At 66.5% G+C, this 12559-nt stretch carries 11 protein-coding genes; 6 read left to right on the top strand and 5 right to left on the bottom strand.

The annotated features are described in order from the left end of the window. Window positions 1-6: 6 nt before the first annotated feature. A complete protein-coding gene (locus tag N826_RS28160; protein WP_044434312.1) occupies window positions 7-228 on the bottom strand; it encodes a hypothetical protein in 222 nt (73 codons plus the stop codon). 200 nt (window positions 229-428) lie between these two features. Between N826_RS28160 and N826_RS28155 the strand changes: the two genes are divergently transcribed. The 3 genes from N826_RS28155 (at window position 429) to folB (ending at window position 2762) form a co-directional block, all read left to right on the top strand. Continuing rightward, a complete protein-coding gene (locus N826_RS28155) occupies window positions 429-1052 on the top strand; it encodes a ribonuclease HII (protein ID WP_044434311.1) in 624 nt (207 codons plus the stop codon). Window positions 1053-1237: 185 nt separating this feature from the next. Continuing rightward, entirely contained in the window at window positions 1238-2281 is a 1044-nt protein-coding gene (locus tag N826_RS28150; RefSeq protein WP_044434373.1) for a site-specific DNA-methyltransferase, read from the top strand. Window positions 2282-2348: 67 nt separating this feature from the next. After that, window positions 2349-2762 carry a dihydroneopterin aldolase gene (folB, locus tag N826_RS28145; protein ID WP_044434310.1) on the top strand — a complete coding sequence of 138 codons (414 nt, stop codon included), beginning with the start codon at window positions 2349-2351 and terminating at the stop codon, window positions 2760-2762. A gap of 35 nt (window positions 2763-2797) precedes the next feature. On the opposite strand, the gene N826_RS28140 is transcribed toward folB, so the two are convergent. Both N826_RS28140 and mutY read right to left on the bottom strand, forming a co-directional pair. Then, window positions 2798-3562: a DUF1194 domain-containing protein gene (locus N826_RS28140; protein WP_063772332.1), complete on the bottom strand. Its 765-nt coding sequence runs from the start codon at window positions 3560-3562 to the stop codon at window positions 2798-2800. Window positions 3563-3582: 20 nt separating this feature from the next. Then, the gene (gene mutY, locus N826_RS28135; protein WP_373866644.1) at window positions 3583-4701 is read right to left on the bottom strand and encodes an A/G-specific adenine glycosylase; all 1119 of its coding nucleotides are present in this window, start codon (window positions 4699-4701) and stop codon (window positions 3583-3585) included. 106 nt (window positions 4702-4807) lie between these two features. Between mutY and N826_RS28130 the strand changes: the two genes are divergently transcribed. The 3 genes from N826_RS28130 (at window position 4808) to smc (ending at window position 9673) form a co-directional block, all read left to right on the top strand. Beyond that, window positions 4808-5272, top strand: coding sequence for a DUF721 domain-containing protein (locus N826_RS28130; RefSeq protein WP_044434308.1), 465 nt, complete (start codon window positions 4808-4810; stop codon window positions 5270-5272). Between the two features lie 108 nt (window positions 5273-5380). Continuing rightward, window positions 5381-6163 carry a DsbA family protein gene (locus N826_RS28125; RefSeq protein WP_244619678.1) on the top strand — a complete coding sequence of 261 codons (783 nt, stop codon included), beginning with the start codon at window positions 5381-5383 and terminating at the stop codon, window positions 6161-6163. A 48-nt stretch (window positions 6164-6211) separates the two neighbouring features. Further along, window positions 6212-9673: a chromosome segregation protein SMC gene (gene smc / locus N826_RS28120; protein ID WP_044434307.1), complete on the top strand. Its 3462-nt coding sequence runs from the start codon at window positions 6212-6214 to the stop codon at window positions 9671-9673. A 1-nt stretch (window position 9674) separates the two neighbouring features. Here the strand turns inward: smc and N826_RS28115 are convergent, their stop codons facing one another. Further along, a complete protein-coding gene (locus N826_RS28115) occupies window positions 9675-11018 on the bottom strand; it encodes a sigma-54-dependent transcriptional regulator (RefSeq protein ID WP_044434305.1) in 1344 nt (447 codons plus the stop codon). Window positions 11019-11083: 65 nt separating this feature from the next. Further along, window positions 11084-12469: a dicarboxylate/amino acid:cation symporter gene (locus N826_RS28110; RefSeq protein WP_044434303.1), complete on the bottom strand. Its 1386-nt coding sequence runs from the start codon at window positions 12467-12469 to the stop codon at window positions 11084-11086. Window positions 12470-12559 lie beyond the last annotated feature (90 nt).

The raw sequence follows: 12559 nt of genomic DNA, 5'->3' as shown, positions 1-12559 counted from the left end.
ACAACCCTACATCATACGCTCCGGCCCAAGCGCCGCGCGTACCGCCGCCGGGGACATGCTGTCGGCCAGATAGCGGGAGGCCACGCGGCGGAGTTCCGCCGGGTCGTCCTGCAAGACCAGTCTCAGGAGTATCTTCTGAGCCTGCGTCAGCAGATCGGCTTGGCCGAAGTCCAGGTCTTCCTCTTCCAGTTCCTCGCCGATGTCGACCGTCTGATTTATTGCACCCATTTCGGCACCCTCGGTTGATGTCCTAGAAATGTCACCCTTTTTCAGGGCCTCGATGAATTAGGATGGTAATGTGTAGCTTCAGGCATGATACCCAACAGTCGTGTTTTGGGTGATACCCTTTTGGGTATCCGGGGGTGTGTTCCGTATGCGACATCACCCTTCTGATATTCCCCGCAAACGGCTGTGAAGCGTTTCTCGCCATGCCTGACCTTTACCATGAAATAGCAGCCGGTTACGGTACCGGCGTCATCGTCTGCGGTGTCGACGAAGTCGGGCGCGGTCCGCTGGCCGGTCCTGTCGTGGCGGCAGCCGCCGTCCTGCCGCCCGAAGGACTGCCGCCGGCCCTGGCGGCCCTGGTCAACGACAGCAAGCTGCTGAAGCCGAAGGTGCGGGAGGAGTTGGCGCCGCTGATATTGGGGTGCTGCCGCGTAGCGGTCGGGATGGCCGATGTCGGGGAGATCGACCGGCTCAACATCTTACACGCGAGTCTGCTGGCCATGAAGCGGGCGGTCGAGGGGCTGGGAATCACCCCCGGCGTGGCATTGATCGACGGCAACAGGACGCCCGACCTGAGTTGCGCCATGCGTACCATCGTGGGCGGCGACGCCGCGTCGCTCTCGATTGCCGCCGCGTCGGTCGTTGCGAAGGTGGAACGCGACCGGATCATGGCAGAACTGGCGCTGGCATATCCCGGCTACGGTTGGGAGAGAAATGCCGGGTATCCAACGATCGAACACCGCAAAGCACTGATTTCACTGGGAATTACACCGCATCACCGGCGCAGCTTCGGTCCCGTCAAGGCTGTGCTGGCGGCAACGGTATGATCTAAAAACGTTTACGACTCGACAAGCCGCAAATAAGGATTGACGCGGATTCGCGCACGACTCATCTTGCGCCGATGAGTCAAGCACTTTCCCCCAAGGCCCTCAGCAGGCCCCTCGCCAAGGCATCACCGACCGTGGTTCCCTTGCACCAAAACCGCATCCTGGTCGGCGACTGCGTCACCGTGATGAACGGCCTGCCGGCCGGCTCTGTGGACATGGTCTTCGCCGACCCTCCCTACAATCTCCAGTTGGGCGGCGACCTGCTGCGCCCGAACCACTCGCGGGTCGAGGGGGTGGACGACGACTGGGACAAGTTCGCCGACTTCGCCACATATGACCGCTTCACCCGCGACTGGCTGTCGGCGGCGCGGCACGCGCTGAAGGACGATGGGTCGCTGTGGGTGATCGGCAGCTACCACAACATCTTCCGCGTCGGCTCGATCCTCCAGGACCTCGGGTTCTGGGTGCTCAACGACATCGTGTGGCGCAAGACCAACCCGATGCCCAATTTCCGGGGTCGGCGCTTCACCAACGCGCACGAGACGCTGATCTGGGCCGCCAAGTCCAAGGACGCCAAGTACCACTTCGCCTACGAGGCGATGAAGAGCCTCAACGACGACCTCCAGATGCGGAGCGACTGGCTGTTCCCGCTCTGCACCGGGCCGGAGCGGCTGAAGGACGCCGAGGGCAACAAGGCGCACCCGACCCAGAAGCCGGAAGCGCTGCTTTACCGCTGCATCATGGCCGGGACCAAGCCGGGCGACGTGGTGCTGGACCCGTTCTTCGGCACCGGCACGACGGGGGCGGTCGCCAAGCGGCTCGGCCGGTCGTGGATCGGGGTGGAGCGCGAGCACCAGTATGCCCAGATCGCCAACGCCCGCATCGCCGCCGTCAGCGAGGCGCCGGACAAGGAACTGCTCTACGCCCCGACCAAGCGTCAGGCGCCGCGCGTGCCGTTCGGCTGGCTGGTCGAGCGCGGGCTGCTGCATCCGGGGACGACGCTGTTCGACCAGCGGCGCAAGCACACCGCCCATGTCAGGGCCGACGGCATGCTGATCGGCACCAACCATCTGGGCAACCATTGCGGCTCGATCCATCAGGTCGGAGCGGCAATGCAAGGGTTGCCCGCGTGTAATGGCTGGACTTTCTGGCACTTCGAGGCCACTTCGGAGGAGTTGCGGCCGATCGACATGCTGCGACAGAAAGTTCTCGCAGAGCTGCATTGCTAGGCCGCTCTTAATTGTTTCACAGGCGACGCTTGGCTTCAGGGGTATGGGGATGATAAATCAGCGCGCCATGAACAAGCTTTTCGCCCAAGTCGTCGCACCGGTGGCCCGTCCCGCCGCCGACCGCCCCCTCACCCATGTCTTCGTCCGTGATCTGGTGCTCGATGCGATGATCGGCGCCTATGACCATGAACGCGACAAGCCCCAGCGCGTCCGCGTCAACCTTGACCTCAAGGTCGAGCTGCGGCCCGGCCCGCCGACCGACAACCTTGCCGACGTGGTGTCCTACGACACCATGATCGCGTCGGTCCGGGAGATCGTGAACGCCGGCCACGTCAACCTCGTCGAGACGCTGGCCGAGCGGATCGCCGACCGCTGCCTGATCGACCGCCGGGTCAAGATCGCCACGGTGCGGGTCGAGAAGCTGGACGTCTTCCCCGAAGCCGCCAGCATCGGCGTCGAGATCGAGCGCAAGCAGGTCTGAGGCATCGATCAAGTGGTGTTGGGCCACGGCCCAACCTACGGAACTTCGTAGGTTGGGCCGTGGCCCAACACCACGTCCGTAAGTGCCGCCTCCCCCTCTCCCCCGCCCGGCACGCCTGAGATTTCCTCGACCAGCTTGTGCAGGATCGCATTCGCGAAGCTGTCGCGGCTTTCCGCTGTGCGGACGAAGGCGAACGGTCCGCCGATCACGCTTTCCACGTAATACTCTTCCAGCCAGTCGTACTCGTCCAGGATCGCCAGCGCGTTGACGGTCACGCCCCGCGCGACAGCACGGTCGCGGGCGCCGGACACATCGACGCCGGCATTGCTGAAGCCGTTGCTGCATATGTCGATCACGCGCCGGGACGCCGTGAAGCCGTTGCCGTCGAACAGGTCCACCGCCCGGTCGATGGCGCTGCCCATCGCGGTGCTGCCGTCGCGCGGCGGGCGCGTCATGTCGGCGATGCTGTCGGCGAACCGCTTGGCATCGGCCGGATCGGCGATCCGGGTCCAGGGCACCACCGTCTCCAGCGTGTTCGGCCCGGCCCACTGGACCAGAGTCACGGCTATCGCTCTGTTGCCGCCGACCGTCAGCGCATCCGCTACCTGGGGGTCGCGGAAGGCGGCGGCATGGCCGCGCAACTGGAACTCCAGCGCGCCGGTCGTGATGCTGCCGGACGCATCGACCGCCAGCACCAGTTCCAAATCCACGGATCTGCCGGCATTGCCGCCCGCCCAGGCGCCGGGCGGATTCGACACCAGCAGCGCCAGCACCGCGAAGACCAAGCCGCGAATCCGCATCGTTCACCCCAATCCCAATCTTACACCGACCCCAGGGCGTGGCGGACGACCTTCCGCATCACCGTGGGGATCGCGTGCTCGGACAGGCGGTCCACCGGCACCCAGATCCCCTCGGCTCGTTTCCAGCCGTCGCCGTCCTTCGGCCCAAATCGCGCCGCCGCGAGGCCAAGTTCAAGGTGAAAGTGGGTGAAGGTATGGCGGACCTGCCCCGGCAGCATCCGCCACGCCGCCTCGACCGGGGCTTGCTCCTGCACAGCACCCAGTCCGGGAGCCGCGCGCTCAAGCCAGTCGCTCGACGGCACCTCGATCATCCCGCCCAGCAGCCCGCTTTCGGGGCGGCGGCGCAGCAGTACCGATCCCTCAGGATTGATCAGCCAGAACGCCATGCCGCGCCGAATCGGCTTCTCCGCCTTGGCGGCCTTGCGCGGCAAGGTTTCGGCGATGCCGGCCGCCCGCGCCGCGCAGGCGTCGTGCCAGGGGCACTGGCCGCAGCGCGGCCGGCGCGGGATGCAGACGGTGGCCCCTAAGTCCATCACTGCCTGAGCGTAGTCGCCGGGCCTGCGCTCAGGCGTGATCGTGTCGGCCAACGCGCGGAGCTTCGGCTTGACGCTGGGCAGCGGTTCCTCCACGGCGAACAGCCGCGACATGACCCGCTCGACATTGCCGTCCAGCACGGTAGCGCGGCGGTCGAAGGCGATGGCGGCGACAGCGGCGGCGGTGTAGGCGCCGATGCCTGGAAGTTGCCGCAATTGCTCTTCATTATCGGGGAAGACGCCGCCATGCTGCTCGGCAACCGTCTTGGCGCACTTATGCAGGTTGCGAGCCCGCGCGTAATAGCCAAGCCCGGCCCAGGCATGAAGGACGGCGTCCAGGTCGGCCGCCGCCAGATCGGTAGTGGTCGGCCAGCGTCGGAGGAACTCCTCGAAATAGGGTCCGACGGTGGCGACGGTGGTCTGCTGGAGCATGATCTCCGACAGCCACACGCGGTAAGGATCGGCTGTTTTGCCGGGAAGCGCCCGCCAGGGCAGGACGCGGCGGTGCTTGTCGTACCAGCCCAGCATGGAACGGGCCAGTTCGGCAGGTTCCATCGGTCTGGCCGATTTGGGAGGAAATAGCGTTGGTTCGGTCTGAAGCGTCATGAGGTGTTGTTGCCCGGCAACAGGTGCTTTATCAATTGTTTCGTTAAGAATAGTCTCGACCTCGCAACAACCCACCCTACCCCGTCAACGCTTCGGAGACCTCCCTATGTCAGTCCCCCGCCCGCTAGCCCGCATCGTGCCCAAGGTCGCCGGAAAGGCGCTGGGCAAGAAGGGCATGGCGTTCGGCACCCTCATCACGGACTGGGCGACGATCATGGGGCCGGAGCTTGCCCGCAGCACCCTGCCACAGAAACTGGCCTTCCCTCCCGGTCAGAAGGAGGGTGCGACATTACACCTCAAGGTTTCAGGATCGGCCGCCCTGGACGTCCAGCACGCCGAACCCCAGTTGATCGAGCGGATCAACGCTTTCTTCGGCTACCGGGCCATCGCCCGGATCAGGCTCATCCAGGGACCGATCCCCGGAGCGCCGCGCCGCCCCAAGGTCCAGCGTCCGATGACGCCGGAGGAGGAAGCCGGAATCCAGCTTGCGACCAGCCCCATTGAGGACGAGGACCTGCGCGAATCGCTGGCCCGCCTCGGACGCGCGGTCTATGCCAAGAACAGCCGTTGACCCGAACGCCCCTTCACCCCCGCGATCCAACCCGTTCATCCGTCCAAAGCTTGCCCGATCGGGTAGGCAACCCTTATACTCACTAGCTCTTGTATGCAGGAGGGCAGCTTGCGCCGCTATATGCTGGGATTGGCCATCGTCACCGTGGTCGCAGCCGGAGCCGGTATCGGCTTCATGAACACGGGCGTCATAGCCAAGGAAAGGCCGGCACCCGAAGTAATCGTGGCCGATTCGGTCGACACCGCGTCGCCGTCGGACTCCGCACCGTCAACGACCAAACCGACCCAGGTGGTCCAGGCACAATTGGCTCAGGCGCAGGCGAAGGCCAGCACCCAGGTCGCCCAGGCCGCCGAGAAGAACGACCCCTTGAGCGAGCGCGTGCTGGGCGATCCCAACGCGCCGATCACGATCCTGGAATACTCCTCCCTGACCTGCCCGCATTGCGCCAGCTTCCACGCCAATACGCTGCCGCAGCTCAAGAAGGACTTCATCGACACCGGCAAGGTCAAGCTGGTGTTCCGCGACTTCCCGTTCGACCGGGCAGCGCTCCAGGCCTCCATGCTGGCCCGCTGCTCCAACCCGGAGCGGTATTTCGGCTTCCTCGACGTGCTGTTCAAAAGCCAGAACAAGTGGGCGGGCGCCAGCGATCCGGCCCAGGCGCTGGCCCAGACCGGCAAGCTGGCGGGAGTCGGCGACCAGCAGTTCAAGGAATGCCTCGCCAACGAGGCGCTGGCGAACAAGCTGATCGAGCGGCGGCTGGAGGCCGAGCAGAAGTATCAGGTCCAGTCCACCCCGACCTTCGTGATCATGCGCGGCGACACCATCGAGAAGGTCGTCGGCGCCCAGCCAATCGCGGAGTTCGCGCGGGTGATCGACAAGCTCGGTTCCTGACCGGAACCGGGCGCCTCTTAGCATGACTGGATTGGGGTCGGCCGCGCCGTGCAGTTCGTAAAGCTCCGGATCTCCGGCTTCAAGTCGTTCGTCGATCAGACGGAGCTGGTGATCGAGCCGGGCATGACCGGCATCGTCGGTCCCAACGGCTGCGGCAAGTCCAATCTCGTCGAAGCGCTGCGCTGGGTCATGGGGGAAACCTCGGCCAAGAAGATGCGCGGCGACGACATGGACGACGTGATCTTCGGCGGGACCGACAAGCGTCCCGCCCGCAACATCGCCGAAGTCTGCTTAGGCGTCGACAACGCGTCCCGCACCGCTCCCGCCGGCTTCAACGACTTCGACGAGTTGGACATCCAGCGGCGGATCGAGCGGGGCTCCGGGTCCGACTACCGCATCAACGGCAAGCTGGTGCGGGCGCGCGACGTCCAGTTGCTGTTCGCCGACAACGCCAGCGGGGCCAACTCCCCTGCCCTGGTCAGCCAGGGGCGCATCGGCACCATCATCAACTCCAAGCCGACTGAGCGGCGAGTCCTGCTGGAGGAAGCCGCCGGCATCACCGGCCTCCATTCCCGCCGGCATGAGGCGGAGCTGAGGCTGAAGGCGGCCGAAGCCAACCTGCTGCGGCTGGACGACGTCATCGTGACGATGGACGCCCAACTCGGCACGCTGAAGAAGCAGGCGCGGCAGGCATCGCGCTATCGCACCATCAGCGAACAGATCCGCAAGACCGAAGCCGTCCTTCTCCACCTGCGATGGGTCGCGGCGGAAGGGGCGCTGGCCGCGTCCCGCCTCGCCTTCAACGATGCCGAGGTGACCGTCCGCGATCACATGCAGGCGGTAGCGGCGGAAACCACGCAACGGGAAGCCGACTCCGAGGGCCTGCCGAAGCTGCGGCAGGCCGAAGCCCAGGCGGCGCAGGCGTTGCAACGGCTGGTGATCGCCCGCGAGGCGCTGGACGCCGAGGAAAAGCGCGTCGCCGAGGCGCGCAACGCCAATCAGCGTCGGCTGGCCCAGGTCGCCACCGACCTTGCCCGCGAACGGGCGCTGGCGGAGGATGCCGGGACGGCACTGACCCGCCTGACCGACGAGCGCGAAGCGCTGGTCGAGGAACAGGGCGACGAAGCCGCCGTCGAGGAGTCGGCCCGCGAATCCCTGGAGGAAGCCCGCGAGGCGGTCGAAGCGCTCGACCGCGAGTTGACGGCTCTAACCGAGCGGACGGCAGCGGACGAGGGCCGACGCGCCGCCTTGCTGCGGCAGGCCGGCGAACTCGACCAGCGGCTTGCCACCGCGACGAAGCGGCTGGACGAGCAGAAGCGCCAGCGCGCGGCGCTGGAAGCGGAAATCGCATCCCGGCCCGACATGGCAACGGCGGAGGAAGCTGTCGCCGCCGCCGAGGAAGCGCTGGATATGGCGCGGGAGCGGGCGGAAGTCGCCGAGCAGGCCAAGGCGACCGCCGAGACGGCGCAGGCCCGCCTGCGCGAGGTCCAGCAGGCGGCGGATGGCACCCGCGCCAAGCTGAAGGCGGAAGCGTCGGCCCTGGCCGAGTTGCTGGAATCCGGTTCCGGCGACCTGTTCCCGCCGCTGATCGACGCGGTGACCGTCGCCCCCGACTACGAGGTCGCGATAGCGGCGGCGCTGGGCGACGACCTGACGGCGCCGCTGGATGAAGCCGCCGCCGTCCACTGGCGCACCATGCCCGACCTGGACGACGTGGCGGCACTGCCGCCGGGCGTCGAACCGCTGGCTTCCAGGGTCACGGCGCCGCCGGCGCTGAAGCGCTGCCTTGGGCATATCGGCGTAGTGGCCGATACCGCGCAGGGCGACGCCCTGGCGGCGCAGCTTTCCCCCGGCCAGATCCTTGTGACCCGCGACGGCGCGTCATGGCGCTGGGACGGTTTGTCGGTCGTGGCCGGCGCTCCGACGGCGGCGGCGATCCGGCTGAAGCAGCGTAACCGGCTGGCGGAACTCCGGCAGGAACTGGACGCGGCGGAGGACACCGCCGCCGAAGCGCGCGAGGCGTTCGAACAGGCGCGCGGACAGGCGGCGGACGCCGCTGCCCAGGAACGCCGCTGCCGCGACGCCATGCGCGACGCCTTCAGCACCGTGGCCCGTAGCCGCGACCATCACGCCAAGCTGGCCCAGGCCGCCGCCGCGACCGCATCGCGCCTGACGGCGCTGACCGAAGCCGTGGAACGGCTGGAAACCGACCGGCGCGAGGCCCAGGCCCAGGTGGCGCAAGCGCGTGCCACGCTGGAAGCGCTGCCGGAAGCGGGCGAAGCGCGCGGGCGGGTTGCCGAGCTACGGGCGGATCTGGCGGAGCGGCGCGGCGAGTTGGCCGGGCGTCAGAACGCGCTGGACCGCCTGCTACGCGAAGCCCAGGCGCGGCGCCAGCGCCTGGGTGCGATCGAGGCCGAACAGCGCGGCTGGACCAACCGTTCTGCCGGTGCCGACGAACGGCTGGCCGAACTGATGGAGCGGGCCGAAGCCGCCAAGGCAGAGTTGGAAGAACTCGCCACCCGCCCGGACGAGATCGAGGCGGAACGCGCCGACCTGCTCAACCGCATCGCCGACGCGGAACGGACGCGGAAGCGTGCTTCCGACACGCTGAAGGAAGCGGAAGTAAAGCTCGCCGCCACGGAAAAGCGGCTGCGTCAGGCCGAAGCGGACCTAGGCGACGCGCGGGAAGCCCGCGTCCGCGCCGAAGCCGCCGTCGCCGCCGCGCGCCAGACGCTCAATGCCGTCCGCGAACGCATCGCCGAACGGTTGGAATGCGCGCCGGAGCAGACGGCGGCACTGGCCGACATGTCGCCCACCGAACCGCGCCCCGATCCGCACCAGATCGAAGCCAAGCTGGAAAAGCTGGTGCGCGAGCGCGAGACCATGGGGCCGGTCAACCTGCTGGCGGAGGCCGAAGCGGCGGAACTGGACCAGCAGATCGCCGGCATGCAGAACGAGCGGGCCGACTTGGTCGCCGCCATCGGCCGGCTGCGCCAGGGCATTTCCAGCCTCAACAAGGAGGCGCGGGAACGGCTGCTCGCCTCGTTCGACATCGTGGACAAGCATTTCCAGGACATGTTCGTCCGGCTGTTCGGCGGCGGTAAAGCCTATCTGAAGCTGACGGAGGCGGAAGACCCGCTGGACGCCGGCCTGGAAATCTACGCCAGCCCGCCGGGCAAGCGGCTCCAGGTGCTCTCGCTGCTGTCGGGCGGCGAGCAGGCCTTGACGGCGCTGTCGCTGCTGTTCGCGGTGTTCCTGACCAACCCGGCGCCGATCTGCGTGCTGGACGAGGTCGACGCGCCGCTGGACGAGGCCAACGTAGACCGCTTCTGCACCCTGGTCGAGGAAATGGCCCGCGCCGGCGCCACCCGCTTCCTCATCATCACCCACCACCGCCTGACCATGGCCCGCATGGACCGGCTGTTCGGCGTCACGATGGGCGAGCGCGGGGTGTCGCAACTGGTGTCGGTCGATCTGCGGCGCGCGGAGGAGCTGCGCGGGGCGGCGTGATTTACCGGAACGTTTCGATCGCCAAATTGAACCGCTTGAGCTTGTCGTAGAGCGTCTTCTTCGGAAGGTTCAGGCTTTCGCTGACCGCCGCGATGTTGCCCTCGTGGCGGGACATCGCTTCCGACAGAATCGCCCGCTCGTACGCATCCACCTGCTCGGCAAACGAGGTGGTGGCGCCCGGACCGTCCTTGATCAGGTCCAGGCTGGTGCCGTGGACGCCCAGGACGAAGCGCTCCGCGACGTTGCGCAGTTCGCGGACGTTGCCCGGCCAGTTGTAGGCCATGAGCTGGCGGCGCTGGGTTTCCGACATGACTGGGGCGTCGCGGCGGTAGCGGGCCGCAGCCTGTAAGACGAAGTGCTCGAACAGCAGCGGGATGTCTTCGCGCCGGTCGCGGAGCGGCGGCAGTTCGACCGAGACGACGTTCAAGCGGTAATACAGGTCGCTGCGAAACTTCTGCTGCCTGCTCAGTTCCCCAAGGTCGTCCTTGGTCGCGGCGACGATGCGGGCGTCGATCGGGATTTCCCGGTTCGATCCCAGCCGCTCGATGGTGTGTTCCTGCAAAGCCCGCAGCAGTTTGACCTGGAGCGACAGCGGCATGCTCTCGATCTCGTCCAGCAGCAGCGTGCCGCCGTCGGCGTATTCCAGCCGGCCGATCCGCTGGCGGCTGGCGCCGGTGAAGGCGCCGGATTCATGGCCGAAGACCTCGCTCTCAAACATGGTCTCCGGCATGGCGCCGCAGTTGATCGCGACGAAGTTGCGGTCGCGCCGCCTTGAGAACTGGTGAAGGCAGCGGGCGACCAGTTCCTTGCCGGTGCCGGTCTCCCCCAGGATCAGCACGTCGGCGGAGGTGTCCGCCACCTGGAGAATCACGCGGCGGACTTCCTGGATCGCGGCGGACTGGCCGAGCATCATGGCCTCGATCCCCTCGCGGTCGGACAGCTTCCGCCGCAGGGTCTCGACTTCCAGCGACAGGCTGCGCCGCTCCAGCGCCCGCTGGACCGAGCTGACCAGACGGTCGGTGGCGAAAGGCTTTTCGATGAAGTCGTAGGCGCCGATCCGCATCGCCTCGACCGCCATGGCGATGTCCCCATGGCCGGTCATCAGGACGACCGGCAGCTTGGGATCGATCCGCATGGCCTGCTCCAGCAGGGCCAGCCCATCCATCCCCGGCAACCGGACATCGGTCACGATGACGCCGGGGAATTCCGGATGGAGCAGGTCGCGGACCGCCTCGGCGACACCGAAGCCCTTGGCTTCGATGCCGGCGATCTGGAGGGTCTGTATGCTGGAAGCCCTGACGGCGTTGTCGTCCTCGACCAGCAGCACGCTCAGACTGTCCGGCATAGCTTTACTCCCCAGGCGGAATCCGGCTCCGACTCTGCGTCACCGGAAGCCGCCGGACAAGTTTCTTAAGCGCGGGCGCCGGAGGTCTGGCCGACGCCGATGCCGGCCTGCTCTTCCTCGGTCACCAGGACGGATTCGGGATCGTCGGCCTCGGCGTCCGTCTCGTTGTTGAGGTGACGGTTCATGCGGTCGACGTCCAGGGCACCTTCCCACTTGGCGACGACGACGGTTGCAACGCCGTTGCCGATCAGGTTGGTGAGCGCCCTGGCCTCCGACATGAAGCGGTCGACGCCCAGGATCAGCGCGATGCTGGCGACCGGGATGTGACCGACCGAGGCGAGCGTAGCAGCCAGCACGATGAAGCCGCTGCCGGTGACGCCGGCGGCACCCTTCGACGTCAGCAGCAGGACGGCGATGATGCCGATCTCCTGGCTGAGGGAGAGATCGACGTTGGTCGCCTGCGCCAGGAAGATCGCGGCCATCGTCAGATAGATGCAGGTGCCGTCGAGGTTGAACGAGTAGCCGGTCGGAATGACGAGACCGACGACCGACTTCTGGCAGCCCAGGTTCTCCATCTTGGCGATCATGCGCGGCAGGACCGATTCCGACGAGGACGTGCCCAGGACAATCAGCAGCTCTTCCTTGATGTACTTGATGAACTTGACGATGCTGAACCCGGCCAGCCGGGCGACCGTGCCCAGTACCAGGAAGATGAAGAGCAGGCAGGTCGCGTAGAACGCCAGCATGAGCTGACCCAGCGACAGCAGCGAGCCGACGCCGTACTTGCCGATGGTGAAGGCCATCGCGCCGAAAGCGCCGATCGGGGCGACCTTCATGACGATGCCGACGATCTTGAAGAAGACGTGGGCGCTCTGGTCGATGATGCCCAGCAGCGGCTTGCCGCGCTCGCCCAGGCTGAACAGGGCGAAGCCGAACAGCAAGGCGATGAACAGCACCTGAAGGATCTCGCCCTCGGCGAAGGCGCCGACCACCGTGCTCGGCACGATGTGCATGATGTAAGCGATGGTGCCCTGCTCGGCGGCCTTCGACGTGTAGGCGGCGATCGCCTTGGTGTCGAGCGAGGCGACATCGACGTTCATGCCGGCGCCGGGCTGCCACAGGTTGACGACGACGAGGCCGATGATCAGGGCCAGGGTCGTCATGATCTCGAAGTAGATCAGCGCCTTGACGCCGACCCGACCGACCTTCTTCATGTCCTCCATGCTGGCGATGCCGTGGACGACGGTGCAGAAGATGATCGGGGCGATCAGCATCTTGATCAGCTTGATGAACAGGTCGCCCAGCCACTTCATGCTTTCGCCGAGCTGCGGGTAGAAATACCCCAGCAGCACGCCAAGGACGATGGCGACCAATACCTGGAAATACAAGTGTTTATAGAACTTCTGGTGAGAAGCCGGCGCTGCCGCGACAGCGCTTCCGGTGGCCTGCATGGTGGTTTCTCCCTCGATGAGGCTTCTTGCTTTACGATCGGTCTGGCGCCTCTATCAGCAGGTTCCGTGCCACATTGGTGCAGCCTTAGA

It is taken from the genome of Skermanella aerolata KACC 11604 (genome assembly GCF_000936425.1).
Taxonomy (GTDB): Bacteria; Pseudomonadota; Alphaproteobacteria; order Azospirillales; family Azospirillaceae; genus Skermanella; species Skermanella aerolata.
The sequence above is the reverse complement of the archived record's forward strand: the minus strand, read 5'-3'. Positions and strand labels throughout refer to the sequence as shown.